The organism is Photobacterium gaetbulicola (genome assembly GCF_003025515.1).
In the GTDB taxonomy this organism is placed as follows: Bacteria; Pseudomonadota; Gammaproteobacteria; order Enterobacterales; family Vibrionaceae; genus Photobacterium; species Photobacterium gaetbulicola.
Map to the genome: position 1 here is coordinate 174,755 of NZ_PYME01000007.1, position 24,619 is coordinate 199,373.

Below are 24,619 nucleotides of genomic sequence, written 5' to 3' on the forward strand. Positions count from 1 at the left end.
CCGTGTTTGTGCTGGCTGAAATCATAATAAGAGGTGATTACACGTGGAAGTACGTCACGACTGGACAGTCGAGGAAGTTCAAGCGCTATTTGACAAGCCATTTATGGATTTGGTGTTTGAGGCCCAGCAGGTACACCGCCAGTACCATGATCCCAACAAGGTACAGGTGAGCACCTTGCTTTCTATTAAAACAGGAGCCTGTCCGGAAGACTGCAAGTATTGCCCGCAAAGCGCGCACTACCGCACGGATGTGGATCGTGAGCGCCTGCTGGAAGTTGAGCGGGTGCTGGATGCGGCGCACAAGGCGAAGACCTCCGGCGCCACCCGTTTCTGTATGGGAGCGGCATGGAAAAACCCGAAAGAGCGCGATATGCCTTATTTGCTGGAGATGGTCCGCGGGGTGAAATCCATGGGGCTGGAAACCTGTATGACACTTGGCATGATCACCGGCGCGCAAGCCAATGAGCTGGCCGATGCTGGCTTGGACTACTACAACCACAACCTCGATACTTCACCGGAGTTCTACGGCAATATCATTACCACCCGTACTTACCAGGACCGCCTCGATACCCTGAGCCATGTCCGTGAGGCCGGCATGAAGATTTGCTCCGGTGGGATCATCGGCATGGGGGAAAGCTCACGCGACCGAGCCGGATTGCTGGTTGAGTTGGCCAATCTGCCTACCCATCCGGAAAGTGTGCCTATCAATATGCTGGTAAAGGTAAAAGGGACCCCGTTGGAGTCTGTCGATGATGTCGATCCGTTCGACTTTATTCGTATTATCGCGGTAGCGCGGATCATCATGCCTAAATCGGCGGTGCGTCTCTCGGCTGGCCGCGAAGATATGAATGAGCAAATGCAGGCGCTTTGCTTTATGGCCGGTGCCAACTCGGTGTTCTATGGCTGTAAGCTGCTGACCACGCCAAACCCGGGCGAAGATAAGGACATGCAGTTGTTCGCCAAATTGGGGATCAACCGCCAGGAGCAAGCAGCTAAGCCGGATGAAGTGCAGGCACAAGAGTTGTTGGGACAAGTGGCCGAGCGCGTTGCCGCACGACCAAGCAAGGATGATCTGTTCTACGATGCATCGGTTTAAGCAACGGATCGCGTCGGCCCTTGAAGACAGACAGGAGCAAGGGCTTTATCGGACATTGAGCTGCCTGGGGCGCGGACAGAATATGTCAGTGCAGTTGCGGGAACAGTCATTGCTAAACTTTTCCAGCAACGACTATCTTGGTCTTGCGCAAGATCCAGCGCTAGTTGCCGCATGGCAGGAAGGGCTATCCCGTTATGGTGCCGGTAGCGGCGCCAGTCCGTTGGTGACAGGTTTTCACTCTCCGCATCAGTACTTGCAGTCGCAGCTTGCCGAATGGTTGGGCTACGATCAGGCGCTGTTGTTCAGCAGCGGTTTTGGCGCCAACCAAGCACTCTTGTTTGCCTTGCTGCAAAAGGGCGATTACCTGCTGCAAGACAAGCTCAATCACGCCTCGTTGGTTGAGGCGGGGATGCTGTCTCCGGCAACTATGCGGCGTTTTGCTCATAACGATCCCGCTTCATTATCCCGCCTGCTTTCGCGCATGCCCGATAGCTCCCCAAAGCTGGTGGTGACCGAGGGGGTTTTCAGCATGGACGGGGATCTTTCGCCGCTCGGTGATATAGCCAGTGTGTGTCAGCAGAGCGGCAGCATGTTGGTTGTCGATGATGCCCATGGCTGCGGGGTACTTGGTGAGTCTGGCCGCGGCAGCTGTGATCATGCCGGCATCAAGCCTGATATCCTGGTGGTGACCTTTGGCAAGGCATTCGGCCTGCAAGGGGCTGCAATACTATGCAGTCAATATGTTGCTGAATACCTGGTGCAGTTTGCCCGCCACTTTATTTATTCAACGGCAATGCCACCTGCGCAGGCCCATGCACTTTCCAAAGCATGTGACATGATCCAGCAACAAGGCTGGCGGCGGGAAAAACTGGTCGCGCTAGGGGAGTGTTTGGCTGGGCATTTGTCAGCTGATGTTGAGATGGTGGCTACCCCAACTCCGATCAAGCCTTTGATGGTGGGTAGCAGTGAGCGGGCGGTTAGTTTCGCCGATAAGTTACGACAGCGAGGGCTGTGGGTGAGTGCAATCCGTCCGCCGACGGTTCCCGCCAATGCCGCAAGGCTGCGGGTGACTCTGACGGCTATTCACCAAGAGCCAGAAATATACATGCTGGCACAGGCAATCAACGAGGTATGGCATGAAGAATAATACAGAGACAGCAGCCACTCTTTTGGCGGATGCCGTGGTGACCGACAAGCAAGCTATTGCCGACGCCTTCGGCAAGGCGGCGAAGCATTACGATCAATCGGCGGCATTTCAGCGCCAGGTCGGCCATCATTTATTGGCCAAACTCCCCTCGCTCAACGTCGCGGGTAGCCAGGTACTGGATCTTGGTTGTGGAACCGGCTATTTCAGCCAGCAGCTACAACAAAGGGGAATGCAAGTCTGTGCCGCCGATCTGTCCAGCAAGATGCTCGAGCAGGCCAGATTGCGTTGCGGTGAGCAAGTCAGATACGTAGAAGGTGATGCGGAGTGTCTGCCGTTGCCGGACAATCAGTTCGATTTTGCTTTCACCAGCCTGGCTCTGCAGTGGTGTGAAGATCTGTCGGTGCCGTTGCGAGAACTCCGGCGTGTCGTGAAACCGGGCGGCCAAATTGTCTTTTCTACCTTGGTACAAGGATCCCTGTATGAGCTTTCTCATGCATGGAAGCAGGTTGATCAATATCAACATGTGAACCAGTTTCTTTCGCAAAAGGCCATAAAACTTGCGCTGGCGCAAGCGGGGTGTACAGAGGTTGACCTAGAATTTCAGCCAATCACCATGTATTACCGCTCGGCAGTTGACCTTATGAAAGATTTGAAAGGTATAGGGGCAACACATATTCATCAGGGGCGAAAAGCAGGCTTGGCCGGTCGCAAGACGTTTAAGGCATTAGAGAGCGCTTATGATGAGTTTCGACATGAGGACAATCAGCTGCCAGCAACATACCAAGTCTGTTTTGGAGTAATTATTAATGACTAACGCTTTCTTTGTAACAGGTACAGATACTGAAGTAGGTAAAACTGTAGCCTCTCGCGCCATTCTTCATGCTGCAGCTAGCGCGAATATCAAGATGGCGGGTTATAAGCCAGTGGCGTCCGGTAGCGCACCGACAGCCAATGGTATGCGTAATTCTGATGCTTTGTATATCCAAGATGCATCGGTTGTCGAGTTGGACTACGACGAGGTCAATCCGTACGCATTTGAAGCGGCCATCTCTCCGCACTTGGCCGCCGAGCAGGAAGAGCGAGTGATCGAGTTTGACGTGCTGTCGAAGGGGCTGGAACACCTCAAGCAAAAATCTGATGTTGTATTGGTTGAGGGGGCTGGCGGCTGGCGTGTGCCTGTGTCCTGGAATGACTACCTTTCTTCTTGGGTAAAGCAGGAAAAACTGCCTGTTATTTTGGTTGTTGGTGTGAAACTCGGTTGTTTGAGTCACGCCATTCTAACGGCGGAAGCGATTCAGCATGATGGCTTGGAAGTGGTGGGTTGGGTTGCAAACCGTATCAATCCAGGCACCGAGAACTATGCCGACATCATTCGAATGCTGGAAGAAAACCTACCGGGGCAGAAGTTGGGCGAAATCCCTTATATGCCGGGTATCAAGAAGCGCAACCTAGCGGACTACATTGATCTGTCACCGCTTGGCCTATAAATTGGCTGCTTGGTGTAGTGTGCACCAGATGCTGAGATATAAAAAAACCTGCCGCTAGGCAGGTTTTTTTTGCAGGCAGGTGTGTCGGTATTATTTAACCGAAGGCTTGCTGGCAGTACGTTTGAGGTTCGGGATGCAGTACCACGCTGCCGTAAACAGGATCAGGCTATAAGCCAGCAGTTCAACCCCTTCTTCGGCCAGGTTCTTAACGCCTCGCACATAATGCTCTTGCATGATCCCTTGCCACAAACTGCCCATGCCAAAGATGCGGGAGAAGACAAGCAAAGTAACCATGGCACCAAGCATCAAACTGAAACTGTTGTGCTTCATGTAGTCCATGAGCGGCTCGACAGTGGTCTTTCGGTGCATGATAGCGTAGCCAATTGCCGAAGAGGCGAGGAGCCATGCCGGGTATTTCCAGAAGCCGTGGACAATCTGATCGAGCACCGAGTCCATTTCGCGGATAAACATCACCCCAAAAAAGGCTGAAACCAAGATAGCGAAGCCGCGCTGCTGTGGTTGGCGGATTGCCACCATGGCAAATAAGCTGGAGGCAATGAATAAGTATGTTTCTTGCAGTAATTCCGTCCAGGAGTTTTCACCAACATTGTTTTGAATATGCAGTACATCAATATGGATGGTGAAAGCGGATAGGGCCATGAGCAATGCGAGCAAAAAGAATAGCGAGACACTTTTGATAAGTGGCTGATAAATTGAGTGTGCTTGCGATTGTTGCTGCGAGTCGGTGGTCGTTGTCAGTGACATAGCGTACCTGCGTACTGTATAGGGTTGCAAAACAGAACAGTCTAAACAGTTCAGCTGAATCTCAACTGAATCGTGACCTTGATCACGCTATGAATAAAAAAGCCTCCCGGCACAGGGAGGCTATATTGAATCTTGTTGTCGGCAAAACTGACTAGTTATTGCCGGTCAGGCCAATAAGCGCTTCTTGAGTTTCAGTAAGCTTCTTGTTATTTCCGTCTAACCCCAGCTCTTTACGCGCTTCTTCTGCAGACATACCAAGATGACAGCGTAGAATGTCAATTGCTACCTGGTAGTTTTCGTGATCAGCCATCATTCCTCCTTGATAATTGAATACCATCACCATCACCATCACTAACTAAATACGACAATAGAATATATCCGTCGTAGATACAATAAGACTAAAGTCTAAACCTGTCTAGTCCTACTACTGCTCTAAGTTTCATAATACTGGCAGTAGATCATATTCTGCGTTAAGCCCCAATTAAAGCTGTTTCTGTTATCATCAAAAAGATTGTTTAATAGTATTTGATTGTTTAATAACAAAAATGAAACGTAACAATTTTTCACTTCCACTTGTTTTCTGTTTCAACGACCATACTATACATATCAATAACAAATGGATGATACCTCAGTTGCATCAACAATGGGTAAGACTGGGGTGACAACCCCTTCTTTTTCAGGAGAAAGAGTATTATATGAAGCGTATTGCATTGTTTTTGGCAACTAACCTGGCGGTATTGCTGGTCTTCAGTGTTGTCTTGAACGTCGTTTATGCGGTGACAGGCTTACAACCGGGTAGTCTTTCAGGACTACTGGTGATGGCTGCCTTGTTTGGTTTTGGTGGCTCGTTGATTTCATTGTTCATGTCGAAGTCAATGGCACTGCGCTCTGTGGGCGGGATGGTCATTGAACACCCACGTAACGAGACTGAGCACTGGTTGATGGAAACCGTTGCCCGCCAGGCACAACAGTCTGGTATTGGTATGCCGACTGTGGCTATTTACGACGCTGGTGATATCAACGCATTTGCAACAGGTGCCAAGCGCGACGATTCGCTGGTTGCGGTATCGACAGGCTTGCTGCATAACATGACCCGTGACGAAGCCGAGGCGGTATTGGCCCACGAAGTGAGCCACATTGCCAACGGTGACATGGTGAACATGACTCTGATGCAGGGTGTGGTGAACACTTTCGTGATCTTTGTTTCTCGCTTGGTCGCTGGTGTTATCAGCGGCGTGAACAGTAGCGATGAAGAGGGTGAGGGCGGTAGCTACATGACCTACTTCATTGTCTCGTCTATCATGGAAGTGCTGTTCGGTTTCTTGGCGAGTATCTTGACCATGTGGTACAGCCGTCACCGCGAGTTCAAGGCTGACGCAGGCTCTGCCCAGTTAGTGGGTAAAGAGAAGATGATTGCGGCGCTTGAGCGCTTGAAGATGAGTCATGAATCTCAGCTTGAAGGCTCGATGATGGCGTTTGGGATCAACGGCAAGAAATCCCTGTCTGAGCTGTTTATGACCCACCCACCGTTGGACAAGCGTATCGACGCGCTTCGTCGTGGTGAGCACCTTTAATCCTTGAGAGTGACTCAGCCCTGATTGTGAGCCCCCTGAATTGTCAGGGGGCTTTTTTTTGCGCTGTAATTGCCGGACAGAAAAGCCAGTGAGTTAGACGATTATCTTGTAAATCAATAGATTACTGATGACAGGAAGTAGCCATTAATACTGCTTATGAATAGCATTTTGATATTTGTTTTTTTGGGCGGCAAGAAAAGTGGTAAAAGGCGTAAAAAATTATAGCGCTTGATAATTTATTTAGGCAATTCAAATAAATAACTTTAGGGATGTAGGACAGTATGAGCTGGATAAACAAGATTAGTTTCAAGTATAAGTTGGCTATTCCTATCGCGATTGTTGCTTTGGCTTTCTCGGGCTTGATTGCCCAGGTATTTGTTGTTTATAACGAGCAGCAGCAAGCTAACCGCCTTCTGAGCGAGGAGGTTCAGCCAGTGATGGATAACCTGGAAGATGCTTACCGCGATATGTACCAAGTAATGACGGCCGGTATGGCCATGGCTCTGACCCAGCCTGATGATCATGCTAGCATTGAACTTCACCGCTTCAATTTCTACGACAATGGCCCAAAAGCCTTTCCCCGCCTCGCATCCGTGCATGAACTGATCGATACGGGTTTTTTATCGGAAAGCAGCCGAGCCAACGTCCGTAAGCTGGAGCAGGAGTACGATAAATGGCAGAAGCGCTATGAATTTATGGTGACTAACCCAGAGCGGGCGCTCAGTTATTATTATGCAAACGACGCGATGGCAGAGAAGGACTTCGAAGCGATTCGCAAGCTGCTCAAGGTCGTCCGTAAGGATATCGAAACCCAGCGTGCAGCACTGGTTTCGGAAGTACAGACTCACAGCGAGGAGACCAATACCATCTTGTTGGCCGGCTCGATTCTCTCCCTGCTGGTGTCTGCTTTCATCACTTTGGTTGTGATCCGCGTGATCGTCAACCCGCTCCAACAATTGACTCGGGCATTGGAAGATATCTCGGCCGGTGACGGTGATTTGTCGACCCGTATTCCTGTGCTGGGCAGTGATGAAATTGGTCAGCTAGCGACAGCATTCAACACCTTTGTCAGTAAGATCCATACCACGTTGGCAAAGGTTGTTACCGCTTCTCATCACGTCCGCAGCGATGCGTCTCAGTTGAGTATGCTGACGGCGCAGGTGCTCAATGCCTGCCATTCCCAGCAGGCCCAATGCACCGAGGTTGAGTCGGCCGCTTACGAGCTGACCGCAACCAGCCAGACGGTGAGCGGCCATGCTGCGGAAGCGGCCAAGGTGACAGACTCGATCAGTGAACAATCGCAGACGGTACAGGTGACCTTGGCAGAGTCGGTGACTGCCATCGGCCAGTTGGCAAACGACATTGACGGTTCAAGCGTAGTGATCAAGGAGCTAGAGAAAAATGTCGCCGGTATCTCCTCGATTCTCGAAGTGATCCGCGGGATTGCCGACCAGACGAACCTCCTAGCACTTAATGCTGCCATTGAAGCGGCCCGTGCCGGTGAGCAAGGCCGAGGGTTTGCTGTCGTCGCTGATGAAGTGCGCTCACTGGCGAACAAGACCCAGTCCTGCACCAGCGAAATTCATTCAATGATCGAAAAGCTTCAAGACACCGTGGGGCAGTCAGTAGAGGCGATGCGCAATAATTCCGAGGCTGGTACGACAACGGTCGAACAGGCTCAGCAGACCAATATTGCGCTCGATGCGATGAGCGAGTCTATTGTAATGATCAGCGATGTTAACCGTCAGGTTGCCATTGCCGCCGATCAGCAGACGGTGGTAACCGGGAACTTGAGCGATAACATCCGTAGTATTGTGATGGCGTGCGAAGAGACCCTGAGCAATATCCAGAGCGCGCAGCAAACCTGCGACGGCCTAGCGAGCCAGAGCGAGACCCTAGATGGCCTGGTATCACAGTTCAAAGTCTGATGGAGGCAAGCTGCGGCGGCAAAGCCGCTGTGAAAGCTGTGGTTAGGCAAGCCACTAAAAACGGGCAGTTGATACTGCCCGTTTTGCTAGCTGGTGATTAAGCGGTTTTTGGCTGGTAGATGGGCTCATCGTTAACCGGTAGGTGGATAAGCGCTGCTAAGAATGCCAGGGCTACCGTTGTCCACCAGATCGGCTCGTAACTGCCGTAGTAGTCGTAGATACGACCGCCGAACCAGGCGCCGAGGAAGCTGCCGACCTGATGGGTAAAAAACACCAGGCCATAGAGGGTCGACATGTAGCGCGCACCGAAAATTTGGCGAACTAGGCCAGAGGTCAGTGGGACGGTGCCAAGCCAGCAGAAACCGATGGCACCACCAAACAGGGCGGCAGTCTCGGTGGTGACCGGCAGGACCACAAACCCAGCGATCACAACGGTGCGGACCAGGTACAGGGCACACATCACATAGCGTTTGCTGAATTTATCGCCCATTACCCCCCAGAAATAGCTGCCGAAAATGTTGAAGATCCCCACATAGGCCAGAGCCATGGCAGCAGTGGTGCCGGGAAGGCCCTTATCAGCCAGATAGCTTGGCAGGTGGGTGGCAATGAACATGACATGAAAGCCGCAGACAAAGAAGCCCATGTGGATTAGCCAGTAACCGCGGTGCCTGAAAGCATCGCGCAGTGCCTGGCGCAACGTCAGTTCGCGACCGTCCGGGGAAGCGCTGCTTGCCGGGCCGGCGTTGACCTTCATAAAGCATGAGAAGGCCATCATGATCGCGCAGAGCATAGCGAAAACCTGCAGCGCCAGCTGCCAGTCAAATTCGCTCAACAGGTACTGTGCTCCCGGGATCACAGCAAACATACCAAATGACCCGGCCGCTGTTGTCAGGCCGAACGCTTTGGCCGTGTGTTCGGCGGGGACTACGCGGGCCACGGCACCAAGTACGATAACGTAGCTGGTAGCACTCAAACCTAGGCCAACCAGCGCACCAAGAGATACGTATAACCAATTTGGCTCGACTGCGATTGAGGTGAGGTACAGCCCTAGCCCATAGGCGATGGCACCAGTCCAGATGACTTTTTGCGCGCCCCAGCGGTCGGCGGCCATACCAACAAACGGCTGGAAGGCGCCGAAAAGCAAGTTCTGCACAGCGATAGCCAGACTAAAGAATTCACGGCCAGTATCAAAATGCATAGAAATCGGCATCATGAAGATACCGAAAGACTGCCTGATCCCTAGGCTGATAATTAGTGTTCCAATGCCCATCCACACCAGTAGTGGAAAGCGAAAAATACTCATGGTTATAGTCCGGTCAAAGTGTGGTCGTTTGAGTTTTGCTGATGGCAGCCACCGTTCATGGCATGTTCGGCCAGCGAGTCCAGCAACGGCTGGCAGTGGTGGACACTCACTAGGGTCAGTGCAAGCAGCAAGACCATCCGTATCAGTTGGGCTGTCAGTGATTGTGAAAACATCAGTGCCTCAAGGTAAAAAAGTGCGGGGATAGTAGAGGAAATTAAGTTATGACTCAAATGAGCAAATAACAAATATTCTATGCATAATACGCATGTTATCGGGAGCGAGGGCGTAGGCGGTAAATTGCACCGGAATCTGCCGATAAATACAGCCAGCCCAGGTCGTCCACAGCCAGGGCCCGTATCCGTTCTTCCAGTGCTTCGAGCAGCCGCTCTTCGTTTGCGATGCTGGCATTGTCTGTTATTTCAACCCGGTTTAGGTGGCGTAGTTTCAATGCCCCACTGAATAGCTGGCCTTGCCAGCTGGGGAAGGCTGCGCCTCGATAAAGAAGCAGGCTGCCCGGTGCTATGGAGGGAATATACACCTTGCGTGGCGAGACAATGCCATCTTTCTCGGTGGCTTCGCCCACCGCAATCGGGCCCCAATATTCCTTCCCGTGAGAGGTGACTGGCCAGCCGTAGTTGGCCCCTGCGGTGATTAAATTGATTTCATCGCCGCCCCTAGGACCATGCTCGTTTGACCACAGCCGGTTGGTCAGTGGATCAAACAGCAGCCCTTGCGGGTTACGGTGACCAAAGCTCCAAATTTCAGCAAGTGCATTAGGTGTATCGGTAAAAGGGTTGTCTTCGGGCGTTGAGCCATCGAGGTTGAGTCTAAGGATAGTGCCCGCATGGGTTGCGAGATCTTGCCCGTTGGGACGATGAGCTCGGTCCCCGATAGAAAAAAAGACATGGCCTTGGTTATCGAAAGCGATACGGCTACCGAAGTGGCGGGAAGCATCGCTGAAGGATTGAGTGACCAGCAAATCCTGCCACTGGGTTAACTGGGTACCGCTAAGCTTGGCGCGGGCGAGGGTTGTCGCGGCCTGCCCATCGTGTGCTTTAGCGTAAGTGAAGTAATACCAGGTTTGAGGTGCGGCGTTGTTGTGACGCTGGTCGGGCGGTTGGTTGCCGGTGGTATCTAGCCGGGCGATATCCATCAGTCCCCCCTGTCCGTATTGGCGAATGGGGGGGAGTCCGGAAACTTCTTGCAGGGATCCATCCTCAGGGTTGAGCAGGCGAATATTGCCTTCCCGGTAGGTGATCAGCAGCTGTTGGTCGGGGGTGAAAGCCATCCCCCATGGTACGCCGTTGGTTTGCCCGATGCGCTCAACGACATAGTGCATGCCGAGGCTGGAGCCTTCGAGTACAGTTTCAGGGAAGGACAGAGCCTTGGCTGGTGGGGCCAATATGATAAGGGATAACAAGGCCAGGCGTACTGTGTTCATTGCTGTAGCGAGGGGGCGGTACCTCATCCTGCGGTTTCCTTCTATCCTGTGCGCTATCAGTAGTGTAGCAGCTGGGATAGCGGTGTCTTTTCGACTTTATGGTTACTGTTTGGTTTGTCCTGCAATAATTGCGGCTAGCTGGTCGAGCCCCTGCCGCCAGGTGTTATTTTCACGGAAGTTGGCAAAGCTCAGGCGCAGGCAATGCGCATAGCGCTTGTTGGTACTGAACATGGTGCCGGGAAGTACGCTGATCCCTTGGCTTAGCGCCTGTTGATAAATGGCCTGACTGTCCGCATGCTCGGCTAGAGTGAGCCAGCATAAGAATCCACCGGTTGGTTGGGTCAGGTGGTAATGATCCCTAAGCTGCGGGTATTGGTTCAAGGCCTGGGTGAGCTGCTGATAGAATACCTGCTGTTTTTTAGCGTAACTGCGGCGGATTTTACCGAGGTGCTGGCGGTATTTGCCGCTTGCAAGGAATTGGGCAACCGCGGAGTGAATGAGGTTGGGGCTGCCCATGTTGTCAGTGAGCAAGCGTTTCTCAATTACTGTCTGATACTTGCCGGCCACGACCCAGCCGATACGGAGTCTGGAGTCCAATGTCTTAGATAACGAGTTGCAATAGATCACCCGGTTTTCTTGGTCGAGGGTTTTCAGCGGCAGGGGACGCTGATGATGTGCCAGGCCGCCGAAGACATCGTCTTCGATAATTGGGATCCCATGGGTCATGGCGAGGAAGCGTAGTCGGTCCGCTGTCGACATCACATACCCTGTCGGGTTGTTGAAACTGGGGTTAATCAAGATGGCCTTGACCGGCCAATCTTTGAGTGCCTGCTCAAGGGCATCCAAATGAATGCCAGTGATTGGGCTCGCCGGAATTTCAATCACTTTAAGGCCCAGAGATTCTAGCAGCATAAGGTTGCCGAAATAACTGGCAGACTCTACCAAGACGATATCCCCAGCAGAGGTCAGGGCCTGCAGGCTCAAGCTAATCGCCTGCTGCGCACCATGGGTTACCAGCAGCGACTGTTTGGAGATGGTAATGCCAAGTTCGCGGTTTATACCAACGAGTTGCTTCAACAGCAGATCGTTTCCCGGTGGCAGTTGGTAATGGCTGGGAATATGGCTTTGGTAGCGGCTGTGTCGGCCTATTTCAGCGTACAAGCTGTTGATGGCAGGAAAGTCAGTATCAGGGTGGGCCGATCCCATTGGTAAAACCTCTCGGGATACAGGCAGTTCCATGATTTTTTTACTGAGTGTCATTAGGTCGACAAAACCCGGCTCGGGAACCGGTTCTGGAAGTCCATGGATGACTTTGCTGCGATTGACCCGATAGCCAGAGCGGGCTTGCGCGGTGATCTTCTGGTTAGCTTCCAGTTGCTGATAAGCACGGATCACCGTGTTTTTACTCACGGACAGTTTTTGGCTGAGATCTCGAATAGAAGGGAGCCGTTCCCCCGGCTGGTAGCTTTGCTTGTCTATCCGCTCGGAGATCCATTGGTAGACGTACTGGTATTTGGTTTTGAGCGGGCTATGCTCCTGCAGCAATGCTTTCTGACACCGAGAGTTATACGCTTTCTTTGTGTTATCTGTACCCATTAAAAATCACCAAACTGTCCCTGTTAAGATTTTTGTGCCCATTTAAAGTAAGGGTAATTAAGGGAAAAGAAAAGTGGGTGAGCTATGATGACGCGATTTATTCCATTCTTGTTTGTTGTTCTCTGGAGCTCTGGCTTTATTGGCGCACGGCTCGGTTTACCCTACGCCGAACCGGCGACATTTCTGTTGATCCGGATGGTTGCGAATATCGCGGTGTTTTTGCTGCTGGTGGCTATCCTAAGAGCTCGGATACCGACCGGCAGGGCGCTGGTTCACTGTATGGTGGCAGGCTTGTTGATCCACGGTTTTTACTTGGGCGGTACCTATATCGCAATTGGCCTCGGTATGCCGGCAGGGCTGTGCTCCCTGCTGGTAGGGTTACAGCCAATAGTGACCGCGCTGGTAATGTTCGGTTGTGCAGGCGAGCGAATGCGGTTGTCGCAATGGCTCGGGTTGGCAATTGGCTTTGTTGGCATCAATCTTGTGCTGCAAGGGAATATGGCTTGGCATCAGGATGGTAGCCGAGAAGCCGCCTATCTGTTCACTTTCCTGGCTTTGGTGGGGATCACTTTTGGTACGCTTTACCAGAAAAAGTTCTGCCAAGGTGTTGATATGGTGGGAGGCGCTGTATGGCAATATTTTGCGGCGGCTTTGTTGTTCCTGCCTTTGGCTCTGGCGACGGAAACCATGGTGGTACATTGGACCCCGACGTTTATATTTGCCCTGAGCTGGTTGGTCTTGGTGCTGTCGGTCGTCGCCATTTTATTACTGCTTTATATGGTGAAGCATGGTGAGTCATCCAAGGTGGCTTCGACCTTTTACCTCGTACCGCCAATGACGGCTTTCCAAGCCTGGTTGATTTTTGGTGAACGTTTTGACGAGTTCGGTGCCGCCGGTTTTCTGTTAGCTGCCATCGCCGTTTTCCTTGTGACGAGAAAGCCTAAACTGCACGGTACGGACACTTACTCTTCGGCTAAGCCGGCTTCTTAAAAGAGGGGGGATCATCCAAGCGGCGGACAGCAAACCGACGTTTTGGGCGAGCTGGTGATGGAAAATTGTTCAGCTGGTATTAATTGAACGTCATTCAATTGTTTGTCATTATTGTGTCAATCTACAGTTTTGAGGTTGCATGATGATGAAAAGTATCATTAAGACGGGCCTGCTCGGTATGGCTCTGGGGGGCTCTCTGCTTGTCGTTAGCTTAGAGCAAGATGGCCCTCATGCCGGTGAGGATAGCCGTGCTTATCTCGCGCAACAAAAGCCCGGTCAAGAAGTGAGTGGCCACAACTTAGCGGTCAAGTCCCAGCAGGCATATATTGCGGAACTGTACCGCGCGCGTGAAAAGCTTCAGTCTCTGGGGGAGGAGAACTCCGAACTGTACCTGTCGATTGAAAATGCCATTGCCCTTAACGAAGAGCTGTTTGATGACGCCGGGTATTGGCGGGCCCATTATTTGGGCCCCTCGTCGTAGGGGATTGCACTAACGGTGGGATCAGTCCTGTAACCGGTAAGGTGAGAAAATCTTCCCAACATCGACCTTGGCTTGGAGCCTCGCGGCAAGCAGGTACAATCCCCCTAGCTTGCGGTGGAAGAAAATCGCATCGGCAGGTGGGGTATGCCAATAATTCTCCTTCATGCTCAGCGCCGTGCCGGCATCACGAATTCGACGCGCCAAGTCGGTTTGGCCGAAATCAAATTCGCCCACGGTCATGATCGGCTCACAGGCTTCCAGGCATAGCGCGATCACCGCCTCTTGCTGTGAGGCCGTGATCGGTTGACTGAAAAAGCCAATCTGGCGCAGGGCTGAATTCATCGCTGGTTTATCATGATGCAGCGCTGCGCTGAGTAGTCGTCGGTAGCCTTCTGATACTCTGGACGGGTAAGCACGAGTTGCGCCGAAATCAAGTAACACCAACTGTTGATATTGCTCGTTGTAGAGGAAGTTGGCGAAGTTCGGATCGGTCTGTACTAGCCTGAACTCAAACATTTCTTTGAACAGCAGTTCGAAGGCGAGCACCATAACATGGTTTCGAACATGCTGCGGCTGGTTGATCAGCGACTCAATCTGCAGGCCATCAACATAGTTCATCGCAAGGATGTTTTCTGTGGTTAGCTCGTCGAAGACACCTGGTATAACATATCTCGTATCATGGGCCAGCAATTGACGGTATTGCTTGAGCAGCTTAGCCTCGAGCTGATAGTCTGCTTCTGCGTGGAGCTGCTGCTTGGCTTGTTCCAGCAAATCCTGATAATCAACGCCCTTGGGCAGTAGCCCTGATACACGCAATAGGGTAGCGACGTTATCGACATCGCTGTCGATACTTTGCTTGATCCCCGGGTATTGGATTTTCAGTGCAATCTTGTCACCTTGCCAGTTGGTGGCGGCATGTACCTGGCCGATGGATGCGGCAGCGACAGGGTAGAAGGAAAAGGTCTGAAATTGGTCTTGCCAGTCGATATCCCACTCTTGCTGCAGCATCGCATTGAGTTGGCTGATGGGCATCGCCTTGGCTTCTGCCCGCAGCCGTGCCAGTAGCTCTGCCAGTTCAGGCGGAAGTAGATCTCCGGCATCCATTGACAGCAATTGTCCAACTTTCATTGCAGCCCCGCGCAGCAGGGACAATTGGTCGGCAACGCGCCTGGCATTGTTGGGGGTGAGTAATAACTCACTAGCTTTGGGACGGTTGCCCTGGGCGAGCTGCCTGACTCCCTCGGTGACCATGCTGCCTGCTACGCGTGTCGCCAAAGAACCTAATTGTCCCAGACGCGACAGGCGGCTTTTCGGGACTTTGGCATATTCTCTGGCTGTCCCTGACTTTTCCTTGCTGATAATCTTCTCCGGTTTCATGTCGATTTACCCGTCGCTTTAATTATACAGGTACGTGATGCCAAAGCAGTTGGTTCATATCGGCAGGGGCTGACAAGCAATGCCGATTAAAAACTTGATTGCGAAAGAAAAGGGACATAACGAAAAGGCCAGCAGTGCTGGCCTTTGATATTGATGGATGTGTGTTTGGCGTTAGGTTAAAACGGATACCAAAAGAGCTGTTCGGCGTGGTAGCGGTTGGCAAAGCCCAGAGCCAAGATCACGGCGATAGTCAACAAGACGGCGAAATCCGCCTTGGTCATCGGCTTCAAGCTATACCAGCTGCGACGTTTGTGCTGGCCAAATCCACGTAAGGTCATCGCATTGGAAATCACGTCAGCACGGTCAAGGCTGGAGAAAATCAATGGGCCTAGAATTTTTGCCACATTTCTGATGCGGGTAAAGACCGGTGCATTTTTCGAGATATCCACCCCACGTGCCTGCTGGGCATGCATGATGTTGATGAAGTCCTTGGTCACTTCCGGTAGATAGCGCAATGTCAGGCTTACCGCATAGGCAATACGGTACGGGACGCCTAGCTTATTCAGGCTAGCCGAAAATTCCGTCGGGTGAGTGGTAAATACGAATACCAGAGCTACCGGGAACATGCTGAAGTACTTCAGGGTAACGGTTACCAGATAAAACAGGGTTTCCTGGGTTAGGGAGTAGTTACCCGGTAGCGGGATAACAACGGTTTGGCTGCCCATATACTCAGTTCCCTGCTGCGGTGCAATCAGGAACATAAAGAGTGCATTAAGGAGCAGTACGGTGACCGTACCTGTCATCAGGGTTTTGTAATTGGCAAAAGGTACACGCGAAAGACGAAGCAGAGCAAAGCCAACCAAAATCATGGCCACAATGATACGGACATCGAACGTCATCAGCACCATGGTGACCCAGGCCATAAACAAAATGAACTTGGTGATCCCGTTTAGCGCATGGAGAGGCGAGCCGGTATTGATGTAGCTAATACCGAATTTTATCTTATTGGTTTTCATTAAAGTGAGCCTGCCTCATGGTTAATGAAGCAACGAATAAAGTGATCAATGCGCTCGATACCCAAGCTATCGGCAAGTGTATACAAACTGGTTACTGTCAGGTTGGCTTTTTCCAGCAAGGCCGGTTGGCTGAACACCTCGTTGACGGCAGAATCGGCCAGCAACTTGCTGTCAGCGATGACGATCGCACGCTGGGTGTATTCAAGCACCAAATGCATATCGTGGGAAATGATCAAGATGGTGATCCCCAGCTTTTGGTTGAGCTCCTTGATAAAGCCCATCATCGCCGTGTAGTGGTGGTAATCTTGACCCGCGGTTGGCTCGTCAAGGATCAGCAGCTTAGGCTCCAGTACCAAGATAGTTGCGATGGTGACCCGTTTTTTCTGGCCGTAGCTCAGGGCATCGATAGGCCAGTGGCGGTAGCGATCCAGCCCGCACAGCTTCAAGGTCTCCAGCACCTTGGCTTCGACGTCGCTTTCTGGCACCCCGCGGTTGCGCAGGCCGGAAGCGACTTCGTCGAAAATCATATGGTGGGAAATCATGTGGTTTGGGTTCTGCAGCACAATACCAATGTCTTGGCTTCGCTCGAAAATGGAACGCGCGGCTAGGTCATGCCCTTCAAAGCAAATGCTCCCACTGTCCGGCTCCAGTACGCCCATGATCAAACGGGTGATGGTCGACTTGCCTGAACCGTTCTTGCCGAGGATCGAGACAAACTCGCCTTGGTTGACGGTAAAGCTGACACCGTCGAGGGTCTGGCGCTGGCCATCGTAGGAATAGCCGAGGTTGTTCACCTCCAGCAGCGGGGTTGTGCCAGTTGCTGCTGTGACCACGTCACCTTGCTGGAACCAGTTGAGTACCTGGGGTTTGAAACGGTCGATATCGATTGTCGACAGGTAGGCGGGCCTATCCGCTTGGTCGATGTCACAGCCGGCTGCTTTCAATGCGGAAAGATACAGGGGCTCGCGGATCCCGTGCTGGGTTAGCAGTGGGCTTGCCAGCAATTCGTCGGGTGTCATGTTGGCAACAATTTCACCGCGCTCCATCAGGATAATACGGTCGGCATGGCAGTGCAGCACATCTTCAAGTCGGTGCTCGATAATAACCACAGTTTTGCCGGTCTCGCGGTGCAGGCGATCGATAATTTCGATGGTTGACTTGCCCGTTTTCGGATCCAAGCTCGCGAGCGGTTCGTCGAACAGAAGAATGTCGACATCGTCAACCATCACCCCTGCCAGCGATACGCGCTGCTTCTGGCCGCCACTGAGGTCGAAAGGTGACATATGCAGCATATCATCCAGCTCCATCATTGCCGCTGTTTCTTCAACCACTTGGCGCATTGGACCTGGTGCAATCATCTGGTTTTCCAGGGCAAAGGCGATGTCTTCGCCGATGCTCAAGCCGACAAATTGGCCATCGGTGTCTTGCAGGACCGTTCCCACCAGGCTGGTGCACTGGTGAAGATCCATCTGCTGGGTTTCTTTACCGTTGATCTCAAGGCTGCCGGTGATGTCGCCTTTGACCGAGAAAGGGATCAAGCCATTCAAGCATTGGCCCAACGTAGACTTGCCGCTACCGCTTGGGCCGACAATAACAACCTTTTCGCCTTTATTTATGGTTAGGTTGATGTTCTTCAGGGTGGGCTTTTGCAGCGCCCAGTATTTGAATGAGAAGTCAGTAAACTGAATAGACATGACTTATTCTGCCTCGATCAGGTTGTAGCTTTGTTGCTTGCGCTTGGCGACAGCAGTCAGGATGAAGTGGCCGACAATGGCGATCAGTACCGTGTTGCCGACAGCAATGATCGTTAGCTGTGCCAGCACCTTAGTAAACGGTTCGGCGTACAGTACGGCGTCAAGGAAGGCTGAGCAGCCATAGCCCACGACATTGCCTATGAAAGCCAGGAGCACGAACAGGCAGAAGTCAAATTTGGAGAATAGCCCTTTTTCAATTCTCTGCTTGGTGATTTTGGGATACAGGCCAATGACCAGGCCGACGATCCCTGAGCCGAGTACCCAAGTTACCCACACGCCCCAGCCAGCGAAAAGGTCGGTGACCCAGTGGCCGATGAAGCCGACAAGAAAGCCTACGAGAGGGCCGAATAGTACACCGAACAAGGCAAGCACTGCCATTGCAGGTTTGAGAGTGGTATTTGCAAAGACAGGAATACCAAACATAGGTAGACCACCAATACCATATAAGGCTGCACCGATTGCGATGAGCACAACTGTCTTGGCAGAGAGATTCATGACATAACCTTTTAAAGCTCTTGGGTATTTGCTTGTACATTGCCGGCCAAAAGGCTGCTTGCGAAGTCCAAAACAAACCCGCATCGATGGCGGGTAAGGGGTTGCAAATATCCATATTTAAGCAAGAGCAGTTATGCCGGCAGGCATAAGGACGCGACATCATACATGAACATCAAACAGAAGGGAAACCTCTACATCTAGACGTCTAACTCTTAGCCAAAATGGCCGGTCCTGCTGCCGGGGTGAACATTGTGTGGGGAGATTACGTACCAAAAGTCATACTGTTAGCAGCAAAGCGGCTATATCCATCAAAGCCAAGACTAATGGACACGTGACGTTTGTTAATCGCTATTGATGGGTAATACTTTAATCATGGAAGGAGGCCATTTGGCTGGCAAGCAAAGCGAAGGCTTGGTTTGAGCGGAGGCTATCATTGTGCAGAATGTGGTGCGAGATGTTTTTGCCAAATGAAAATTGTAGCTTGCCGAAAAAAAAGGAAATTTCACTAACTAGCTGCTTTTTTTAGACTTTGATGAATAAAGCGGAAGCAGACACCACTAATGGGTAATTGATTTAACATATTGATTGCCTCAACAATATTACAGATTAGAGCTATCTTTTTGAGATAAATCTAACTAATTGGATAACTTGAATATTTCACTTTATTTTTTTCGAAATATAGTAAATACTGCTGTCCAAGCTATTTTATTTTGAAGCTTGTAAAAATTGACAAATCATTGTTTTGTCAAGCCTTAACTTACTACGAAAACATGCGCTGTTACACAGAAACTGCATGAGATTTGGTGGGAAGTTAAGGTAGAATTGGATAATATCAGTAACAGCTATCCCGCCAATTCGGCTGGGTGCAGAGCCAAATCATATTGGAGATACAGCTTGATTAATGTATTCCTTGTAGATGATCACGAACTGGTTCGCACAGGGATCCGACGTCTGCTTGAAGATGTCCGTGGTATAAAAGTGGTAGGGGAAGCCGACAGTGGTGAAGAAGCCGTAAAATGGTGCCGTAATTCTCATGCGGACATCATTCTTATGGACATGAATATGCCTGGTATCGGTGGCCTTGAAGCGACACGTAAAATTTTGCGCTTTAGTCCTGATGTCAAAATTATCGTTTTGACCATCCATACAGAAAACCCGTTTCCGACTAAGGTGATGCAGGCAGGCGCAGCAGGCTACCTGACTAAAGGTGCCGGCCCTGACGAAATGATCAATGCCATTCGCATGGTCAATAGTGGACAGCGTTATATTTCACCTGAAATTGCGCAGCAGATGGCATTGAGCCAGTTTGCACCAGATTCGGAAAACCCTTTCAAAGATCTCTCTGAACGTGAGCTACAGATCATGATGATGATCACCAAAGGGCAGAAAGTGACCGATATTTCAGAGCAACTGAATCTGAGCCCGAAAACCGTGAACAGCTATCGTTATCGTTTATTCAATAAACTGGATATTAACGGTGATGTAGAGCTTACCCACCTTGCTATCCGCCATGGAATGTTAGACACAGAGACGTTGTAGTGTCGGAACGGTTTGACGCAAAAAGTTTTCTAAAAACTGTGACTCATCAGCCAGGTGTATACCGAATGTATGATCTGGCTGATGAGGTTATCTATGTCGGTAAGGCCAAAGATCTTAAAAAGCGTCTTTCTAGCTACTTCCGGGTGAATGTGGCGGGGGAGAAGACCCGTGCCTTGGTTAAAAATATTGTCAAGGTTGATGTCACCGTTACGCATACCGAAACGGAAGCTCTGATCCTTGAGCACAACTACATCAAGCTTTACCTGCCGAAATACAATGTCCTGCTCCGGGACGACAAGTCTTACCCTTACATTTTCCTCAGTGCCTCTGCTCACCCCCGTCTGTCGATGCATCGCGGTGCCAAGAAGCGCAAAGGCGAGTATTTCGGGCCCTACCCGGACGGTGGTGCCGTGAGGGAAAGCTTGCATCTGTTGCAGAAAATTTTTCCCATTCGCCAGTGTGAAGATTCAGTCTACGCTAACCGCAGCCGCCCATGCCTGATGTATCAGATTGGTCGATGCCTTGGGCCCTGCGTTAAAGGGCTGGTGAGTGACGAAGACTACGAAGAGCAGGTCAACTATGTCCGGCTGTTCTTGAAAGGCAAAGACCGCCAGGTGATCACGTCGATGGTCGAAAAAATGGAGCTGGCGAGCCAGCAGTTGGCCTTTGAGAAGGCGGCGACCTACCGTGATCAGATCCAGGCGCTAAGGCGCGTACAGGAACAGCAGTTTGTCAGCCACGATAGTGATGATGATCTGGACGTGATCGGCATCGCCTACGAAAATGGCATGGCCTGTATCCATGCGCTCTATATCCGCCAAGGCAAGATTTTGGGCAGCCGCAGTTATTTCCCTAAGATGCCACTCGATGCCGAGATAACAGAAGTGCTGTCCAGTTTTGTTACCCAGTTTTACCTCAATCAGGCCGAGGGCCGGGTGATCCCGAGTGAGATCCTGCTGGGGGAGGCGCTTGGTGATGAGCAGGCAGTGATTGCGCAGACGTTGACGGAGCTTGCAGGGCGTAAAATCGTCATCAAATCCCATACTCGTGGCAATAAAGCCAAGTTCCAGCGTTTGGCGCAAACAAACGCCAGAACGGCGCTTACGAGTAAACTTAGCCATCGGATGACCGTCCACCAGCGCTTTACTGCCCTGCGTGAAGCACTGAAGCTCAATCGGCTTGAGCGAATGGAGTGTTTTGATATCAGTCACACCATGGGAGAGAAGACAGTTGCCTCTTGTGTGGTGTTCAATCAGGATGGACCGCTTAAGCAGGAGTATCGTCGCTATAACATCACCGGCATTACCGGCGGTGATGACTATGCTGCGATGGCACAAGCTTTAGCGCGTCGATATGGTTCACAAGTCGATCCGGATAGAATTCCTGATATTATTTTTATCGATGGGGGTAGAGGTCAGCTGTCAAGAGCGTATGATGTAGTTAATCCGTTGATGACAGAGTGGCCAAAGCGGTCGCTTTTGGTTGGGGTAGCGAAAGGGACGACCCGAAAGCCAGGGCTGGAAACGTTGTTGCTTACCACTGGCGAAGAGTTTTCAATGCCGGCAGATTCCCCAGCGTTGCATTTAATTCAACATATCAGGGATGAAAGTCACAATCATGCAATCAGCGGTCACCGTGCCCAGCGTGCAAAAGTAAGAAAACGTAGTGCTTTGGAAGACATTGAGGGTATCGGCCCCAAACGTCGCCAAGCATTGCTCAAATATATGGGTGGCCTACAGGAACTGAAAAAAGCTAGCAGAGAAGAAATCGCCAAGGTGCCGGGCATCAGTCGTGCGATGGCAGAAAAAATTTATGACGCGCTGAATCATTAGGTTCGTGCGGTACATCTACACAATAAGAACGAAGAACTATGCGTTTAACAATCCCGAACATTCTAAGTTTTATACGGCTCATTTTGATTCCATTTTTCGTGATCACCTTTTATCTGCCGTATAACTGGTCCCCTTTTGCGACAGCGTTGATTTTCTTGATTGCCGGCGTCACAGACTGGTTTGATGGCTACTTGGCCCGTAAACTAAACCAGACTACACGTTTTGGTGCTTTTATCGATCCGGTTGCCGATAAGGTGATGGTCGCTGCGGCGATGGTCTTGGTCGTTGAGCACTACAATTCGGTGTGGGTAACCATACCGGCAATTACGATGATTGGACGCGAGATCATTATTTCTGCCTTGCGGGAGTGGATGGCCGAATTAGGCAAGCGCTCGAGTGTTGCGGTGTCCTGGGTCGGTAAGGTCAAAACCGCTTCTCAGATGGTTGCGCTAATCGTCCTACTGTGGCATCCGAACGAGTGGCTAGTTTGGATTGGTTACATCGCTTTGTACGTTGCGATGATCTTGACTTACTGGTCGATGTACATTTACCTCAAGGCCGCCAAGCATGACTTACTGAACTCGGAAGACCTGTGAAGTCCCTGTACTGTTGGAAAAGCGGCTTAATAGCCGCTTTTTTTATGGCTGAAACACGAACTGCTGGAAGAGTTTCATAAATCAGTTCGTAAAGGTGATTTTTAAGGCATTTCTCAAATTCAGTACTGTTAACTTTTATTTTTGTAGTCATATTGATGTTAGTGTGATGGAAATCTGATATTTTAAAGTTGTCTTTTTGCCTTAAAATTGAGCATCATACGATAATGTAAGAGTTAAAAATCTATAAAACAGGGGTTATTGACTGCAAATTCGCCACTTGACCAAAAATGATGAATTTTACTGTTGACTCAGGCGCGGTATTGCGTAGAATGCACCACATACCGCAACGGAACACATCTGGTGCGGTTAGTTAATCAAATATGATTACCGAATGGCGCGTTGGCAGAGTGGCTATGCAGCGGATTGCAAATCCGTGGACCTCGGTTCGACTCCGGGACGCGCCTCCATTTGCGACACTAGCTCAGTTGGTAGAGCGCAACCTTGCCAAGGTTGAGGTCACGAGTTCGAACCTCGTGTGTCGCTCCAGATTAAAATCTTACGGCAATCAGCGGTAAGACAAAGATGGTGTTTACTGTACTAAACGGCATCGCAAAGTATTGCGTGCCCTGGTGGTGGAATTGGTAGACACAAGGGATTTAAAATCCCTCGGCGTTCGCGCTGTGCCGGTTCAAGTCCGGCCCGGGGCACCATCTCATATTAAGCCCGCAAGCTTTGCTTGTGGGCTTTTTTGATCTCACCAATATCCCTTTCTTTGCCTCAGCAAGCTATCCAACATCTTTTGGCATTTCATACCGTATCTTCTTTTCTGGGCGTAATCAGCTGCACACTTGCACAGAGTGCTGCCGTGTGTATGTTGTAGGAGAGTTAATAATACAAGTGCTATATGGAGAGAAATGGTATAGGGAGACTTGAAAAGAAAAAGCCGTCGCACTAAGAGGGTACGACGGTAAAAGAATGTAGAACTCTTGATAAGGCTTAAATCATCAAGATAGGGCTATTATGTCACAAAACCCATGATTATCAATAAAATTGATAGGTAATTATGTATGAATAAGTAAATCTTTATTGCTCTAGCCGCAGGCGGTTCAGCGAGGGCTTAACTGGATATCAATACATAAGTGCCATCAATGGTGTGATATCGGTTGAATAATTTACATGTATATCTAATGAACGTATAATCGCCCCGCATAAAGTTACTTTATGCTTTTAATTCGATTGGTATATCGTGGTCGATAGTTATTATTTTCAACAGTGAGGTTGGAAGTATTTTGGAAAACGGTAAGGATAAATGCAACCTAATAGTTATGAGCCTGAGTTCCTAGCCCATAGAATAAAAACCCTCAGAGAGTTTCGTGGTAAAACACAAGTTCAAGTTGCAAAATGTATTAATGTATCAAGAAGAACTTATATAGACATCGAGTCTAATAAAGCAGACATAAAATTATCAACTCTTTACCGTATTTGTGATTGTCTAAAATGTGAGGTCGCCGATCTGTTAGGCATCCAAAGCAAAGATAAAGGTATGGGTGAGAGAATTATTGAAATTTTTGAGAGCAATGGACTCATGGTCGTGAATATCCCCGAGGTGTAACCAGGCTGCTCCCAAAAAATAATATGTGTTCATAGGCAGTTTGATGCGTTGTACAGTAACGAACTGCTTATTTATGCCCTCCTTCCTGCGCACTGACTATTTTCAATCCACCTTCTGCTAGCATTTTCAGTATGTTATCGCCTAGAGTCAGTGGCTGACATTGCTCATGCATCAAATCACAAACGCGACAACCAAGGCAGTCAGCAATCCGTAACAGAGTTTTGACTTTAAGCGACGTTTTGTTTGATTCGATATCAAGTATCGTTTTTCTCGATACATTAATAGCTTCCGCAAGCTTTGACTGGGTTAACCCCTTAATTTCCCTGTGCTGTTTAATATTAAATGCGATTACTTCACAGTAGTAATCATAAGATAACATTTAAATTGTCCTTGCTATATGCGGGTGCTGACAAATTATAAAATTCCGCAGGATTCATTAATTATATTATTTATGAGGTATATTATAAATCTTAGTGTGTTTATGTATACAAGATGTTGGCTGTTAAGACTTTTGTCTGGTAGGAAATGTTGGTGATATATCTCAATGTTCATTTTCAATCACATCGAGTTGCATTATTTGCACTGTTGTT

23 protein-coding genes and 3 tRNA genes are annotated in these 24,619 nt (G+C 50.2%); 15 read left to right on the forward strand and 11 right to left on the reverse strand.

The genetic code is table 11. The features are described 5' to 3' along the window. Nucleotides 1-43: 43 nt before the first annotated feature. The 4 genes from bioB to bioD are packed head-to-tail and all read left to right on the forward strand — an operon-like array spanning nucleotide 44 to nucleotide 3,730. Nucleotides 44-1,096, forward strand: coding sequence for a biotin synthase BioB (bioB, locus tag C9J03_RS08515; RefSeq protein ID WP_044622984.1), 1,053 nt, complete (start codon nucleotides 44-46; stop codon nucleotides 1,094-1,096). After that, nucleotides 1,083-2,243: an 8-amino-7-oxononanoate synthase gene (bioF, locus tag C9J03_RS08520; RefSeq protein WP_044622985.1), complete on the forward strand. Its 1,161-nt coding sequence runs from the start codon at nucleotides 1,083-1,085 to the stop codon at nucleotides 2,241-2,243. The genes bioB and bioF overlap by 14 nt, the downstream gene beginning before the upstream one ends. Beyond that, a complete protein-coding gene (bioC, locus tag C9J03_RS08525; protein ID WP_044622986.1) occupies nucleotides 2,233-3,057 on the forward strand; it encodes a malonyl-ACP O-methyltransferase BioC in 825 nt (274 codons plus the stop codon). Before bioF ends, bioC begins: the two co-directional genes overlap by 11 nt. Next, the gene (bioD, locus tag C9J03_RS08530) at nucleotides 3,050-3,730 is read left to right on the forward strand and encodes a dethiobiotin synthase (RefSeq protein WP_044622987.1); all 681 of its coding nucleotides are present in this window, start codon (nucleotides 3,050-3,052) and stop codon (nucleotides 3,728-3,730) included. The genes bioC and bioD overlap by 8 nt, the downstream gene beginning before the upstream one ends. A gap of 90 nt (nucleotides 3,731-3,820) precedes the next feature. On the opposite strand, the gene C9J03_RS08535 is transcribed toward bioD, so the two are convergent. Further along, on the reverse strand, nucleotides 3,821-4,495 hold the full coding sequence (locus C9J03_RS08535) for a hypothetical protein (protein ID WP_044622988.1): 675 nt from the start codon (nucleotides 4,493-4,495) through the stop codon (nucleotides 3,821-3,823). A gap of 151 nt (nucleotides 4,496-4,646) precedes the next feature. After that, nucleotides 4,647-4,805, reverse strand: a complete 159-nt coding sequence (locus C9J03_RS26470; RefSeq protein ID WP_039468590.1) for a hypothetical protein — start codon at nucleotides 4,803-4,805, stop codon at nucleotides 4,647-4,649. Nucleotides 4,806-5,190: 385 nt separating this feature from the next. Between C9J03_RS26470 and htpX the strand changes: the two genes are divergently transcribed. Both htpX and C9J03_RS08545 read left to right on the forward strand, forming a co-directional pair. Then, nucleotides 5,191-6,069, forward strand: coding sequence for a protease HtpX (gene htpX / locus C9J03_RS08540; protein WP_039468589.1), 879 nt, complete (start codon nucleotides 5,191-5,193; stop codon nucleotides 6,067-6,069). Nucleotides 6,070-6,350: 281 nt separating this feature from the next. Beyond that, a complete protein-coding gene (locus tag C9J03_RS08545) occupies nucleotides 6,351-7,997 on the forward strand; it encodes a methyl-accepting chemotaxis protein (protein WP_044622989.1) in 1,647 nt (548 codons plus the stop codon). Nucleotides 7,998-8,094: 97 nt separating this feature from the next. On the opposite strand, the gene C9J03_RS08550 is transcribed toward C9J03_RS08545, so the two are convergent. From C9J03_RS08550 to C9J03_RS08560, 4 genes are all read right to left on the reverse strand, one after another. Then, nucleotides 8,095-9,300, reverse strand: a complete 1,206-nt coding sequence (locus C9J03_RS08550; protein WP_044622990.1) for an MFS transporter — start codon at nucleotides 9,298-9,300, stop codon at nucleotides 8,095-8,097. 2 nt (nucleotides 9,301-9,302) lie between these two features. Beyond that, nucleotides 9,303-9,473 carry a hypothetical protein gene (locus C9J03_RS26670; RefSeq protein ID WP_162845549.1) on the reverse strand — a complete coding sequence of 57 codons (171 nt, stop codon included), beginning with the start codon at nucleotides 9,471-9,473 and terminating at the stop codon, nucleotides 9,303-9,305. A gap of 95 nt (nucleotides 9,474-9,568) precedes the next feature. Then, complete coding sequence (locus C9J03_RS08555; protein ID WP_231580714.1) at nucleotides 9,569-10,768, reverse strand: PQQ-dependent sugar dehydrogenase; 1,200 nt, start codon at nucleotides 10,766-10,768, stop codon at nucleotides 9,569-9,571. Nucleotides 10,769-10,843: 75 nt separating this feature from the next. Beyond that, nucleotides 10,844-12,337 carry an aminotransferase-like domain-containing protein gene (locus C9J03_RS08560; protein WP_082060585.1) on the reverse strand — a complete coding sequence of 498 codons (1,494 nt, stop codon included), beginning with the start codon at nucleotides 12,335-12,337 and terminating at the stop codon, nucleotides 10,844-10,846. Between the two features lie 84 nt (nucleotides 12,338-12,421). On the opposite strand from C9J03_RS08560, the gene C9J03_RS08565 reads away from it, so the two are divergent. Both C9J03_RS08565 and C9J03_RS08570 read left to right on the forward strand, forming a co-directional pair. Further along, nucleotides 12,422-13,327: a DMT family transporter gene (locus C9J03_RS08565; protein ID WP_044622991.1), complete on the forward strand. Its 906-nt coding sequence runs from the start codon at nucleotides 12,422-12,424 to the stop codon at nucleotides 13,325-13,327. Nucleotides 13,328-13,466: 139 nt separating this feature from the next. After that, nucleotides 13,467-13,808, forward strand: a complete 342-nt coding sequence (locus tag C9J03_RS08570; protein WP_044622992.1) for a hypothetical protein — start codon at nucleotides 13,467-13,469, stop codon at nucleotides 13,806-13,808. Between the two features lie 21 nt (nucleotides 13,809-13,829). On the opposite strand, the gene C9J03_RS08575 is transcribed toward C9J03_RS08570, so the two are convergent. The 4 genes from C9J03_RS08575 to C9J03_RS08590 form a co-directional block, all read right to left on the reverse strand. Further along, nucleotides 13,830-15,185 (reverse strand): ABC1 kinase family protein, encoded by a 1,356-nt coding sequence (locus C9J03_RS08575; RefSeq protein WP_044622993.1) that lies wholly within the window; start codon nucleotides 15,183-15,185, stop codon nucleotides 13,830-13,832. A 176-nt stretch (nucleotides 15,186-15,361) separates the two neighbouring features. Next, nucleotides 15,362-16,201, reverse strand: a complete 840-nt coding sequence (locus C9J03_RS08580) for an energy-coupling factor transporter transmembrane component T family protein (RefSeq protein WP_044622994.1) — start codon at nucleotides 16,199-16,201, stop codon at nucleotides 15,362-15,364. After that, nucleotides 16,201-17,895, reverse strand: coding sequence for an ABC transporter ATP-binding protein (locus C9J03_RS08585; RefSeq protein WP_044622995.1), 1,695 nt, complete (start codon nucleotides 17,893-17,895; stop codon nucleotides 16,201-16,203). The genes C9J03_RS08580 and C9J03_RS08585 overlap by 1 nt, the downstream gene beginning before the upstream one ends. A gap of 3 nt (nucleotides 17,896-17,898) precedes the next feature. Next, nucleotides 17,899-18,450 (reverse strand): ECF-type riboflavin transporter substrate-binding protein, encoded by a 552-nt coding sequence (locus C9J03_RS08590; RefSeq protein WP_044622996.1) that lies wholly within the window; start codon nucleotides 18,448-18,450, stop codon nucleotides 17,899-17,901. Between the two features lie 894 nt (nucleotides 18,451-19,344). On the opposite strand from C9J03_RS08590, the gene uvrY reads away from it, so the two are divergent. From uvrY to C9J03_RS08625, 7 genes are all read left to right on the forward strand, one after another. Beyond that, the gene (uvrY, locus tag C9J03_RS08595; protein ID WP_039468571.1) at nucleotides 19,345-19,989 is read left to right on the forward strand and encodes a UvrY/SirA/GacA family response regulator transcription factor; all 645 of its coding nucleotides are present in this window, start codon (nucleotides 19,345-19,347) and stop codon (nucleotides 19,987-19,989) included. Next, nucleotides 19,989-21,821, forward strand: coding sequence for an excinuclease ABC subunit UvrC (uvrC, locus tag C9J03_RS08600; protein ID WP_082060586.1), 1,833 nt, complete (start codon nucleotides 19,989-19,991; stop codon nucleotides 21,819-21,821). The genes uvrY and uvrC overlap by 1 nt, the downstream gene beginning before the upstream one ends. A gap of 38 nt (nucleotides 21,822-21,859) precedes the next feature. After that, entirely contained in the window at nucleotides 21,860-22,417 is a 558-nt protein-coding gene (pgsA, locus tag C9J03_RS08605) for a CDP-diacylglycerol--glycerol-3-phosphate 3-phosphatidyltransferase (RefSeq protein ID WP_044622998.1), read from the forward strand. Nucleotides 22,418-22,810: 393 nt separating this feature from the next. After that, nucleotides 22,811-22,884, forward strand: a tRNA-Cys gene (locus C9J03_RS08610). Nucleotides 22,885-22,887: 3 nt separating this feature from the next. Further along, a tRNA-Gly gene (locus tag C9J03_RS08615) sits at nucleotides 22,888-22,963 on the forward strand. Between the two features lie 77 nt (nucleotides 22,964-23,040). Continuing rightward, nucleotides 23,041-23,127, forward strand: a tRNA-Leu gene (locus C9J03_RS08620). A gap of 599 nt (nucleotides 23,128-23,726) precedes the next feature. Further along, the gene (locus C9J03_RS08625; protein WP_039468564.1) at nucleotides 23,727-24,029 is read left to right on the forward strand and encodes a helix-turn-helix transcriptional regulator; all 303 of its coding nucleotides are present in this window, start codon (nucleotides 23,727-23,729) and stop codon (nucleotides 24,027-24,029) included. Between the two features lie 67 nt (nucleotides 24,030-24,096). On the opposite strand, the gene C9J03_RS08630 is transcribed toward C9J03_RS08625, so the two are convergent. Then, nucleotides 24,097-24,408, reverse strand: coding sequence for a helix-turn-helix transcriptional regulator (locus tag C9J03_RS08630; RefSeq protein ID WP_044622999.1), 312 nt, complete (start codon nucleotides 24,406-24,408; stop codon nucleotides 24,097-24,099). Between the last annotated feature and the right edge of the window lie 211 nt (nucleotides 24,409-24,619).

Bases quoted from the DNA above. Each gene is read 5' to 3' on its own strand.
- bioF (WP_044622985.1), top strand. From the start codon at position 1,083: ATGCATCGGTTTAAGCAACGGATCGCGTCGGCCCTTGAAGACAGACAG.
- bioC (WP_044622986.1), top strand. From the start codon at position 2,233: ATGAAGAATAATACAGAGACAGCAGCCACTCTTTTGGCGGATGCCGTG.
- bioD (WP_044622987.1), top strand. From the start codon at position 3,050: ATGACTAACGCTTTCTTTGTAACAGGTACAGATACTGAAGTAGGTAAA.
- C9J03_RS08535 (WP_044622988.1), bottom strand. From the start codon at position 4,495: ATGTCACTGACAACGACCACCGACTCGCAGCAACAATCGCAAGCACAC.
- C9J03_RS26470 (WP_039468590.1), bottom strand. From the start codon at position 4,805: ATGGCTGATCACGAAAACTACCAGGTAGCAATTGACATTCTACGCTGT.
- htpX (WP_039468589.1), top strand. From the start codon at position 5,191: ATGAAGCGTATTGCATTGTTTTTGGCAACTAACCTGGCGGTATTGCTG.
- C9J03_RS08545 (WP_044622989.1), top strand. From the start codon at position 6,351: ATGAGCTGGATAAACAAGATTAGTTTCAAGTATAAGTTGGCTATTCCT.
- C9J03_RS08550 (WP_044622990.1), bottom strand. From the start codon at position 9,300: ATGAGTATTTTTCGCTTTCCACTACTGGTGTGGATGGGCATTGGAACA.
- C9J03_RS26670 (WP_162845549.1), bottom strand. From the start codon at position 9,473: ATGTTTTCACAATCACTGACAGCCCAACTGATACGGATGGTCTTGCTG.
- C9J03_RS08555 (WP_231580714.1), bottom strand. From the start codon at position 10,768: ATGAGGTACCGCCCCCTCGCTACAGCAATGAACACAGTACGCCTGGCC.
- C9J03_RS08560 (WP_082060585.1), bottom strand. From the start codon at position 12,337: ATGGGTACAGATAACACAAAGAAAGCGTATAACTCTCGGTGTCAGAAA.
- C9J03_RS08565 (WP_044622991.1), top strand. From the start codon at position 12,422: ATGATGACGCGATTTATTCCATTCTTGTTTGTTGTTCTCTGGAGCTCT.
- C9J03_RS08570 (WP_044622992.1), top strand. From the start codon at position 13,467: ATGATGATGAAAAGTATCATTAAGACGGGCCTGCTCGGTATGGCTCTG.
- C9J03_RS08575 (WP_044622993.1), bottom strand. From the start codon at position 15,185: ATGAAACCGGAGAAGATTATCAGCAAGGAAAAGTCAGGGACAGCCAGA.
- C9J03_RS08580 (WP_044622994.1), bottom strand. From the start codon at position 16,201: ATGAAAACCAATAAGATAAAATTCGGTATTAGCTACATCAATACCGGC.
- C9J03_RS08585 (WP_044622995.1), bottom strand. From the start codon at position 17,895: ATGTCTATTCAGTTTACTGACTTCTCATTCAAATACTGGGCGCTGCAA.
- C9J03_RS08590 (WP_044622996.1), bottom strand. From the start codon at position 18,450: ATGAATCTCTCTGCCAAGACAGTTGTGCTCATCGCAATCGGTGCAGCC.
- pgsA (WP_044622998.1), top strand. From the start codon at position 21,860: ATGCGTTTAACAATCCCGAACATTCTAAGTTTTATACGGCTCATTTTG.
- C9J03_RS08625 (WP_039468564.1), top strand. From the start codon at position 23,727: ATGCAACCTAATAGTTATGAGCCTGAGTTCCTAGCCCATAGAATAAAA.
- C9J03_RS08630 (WP_044622999.1), bottom strand. From the start codon at position 24,408: ATGTTATCTTATGATTACTACTGTGAAGTAATCGCATTTAATATTAAA.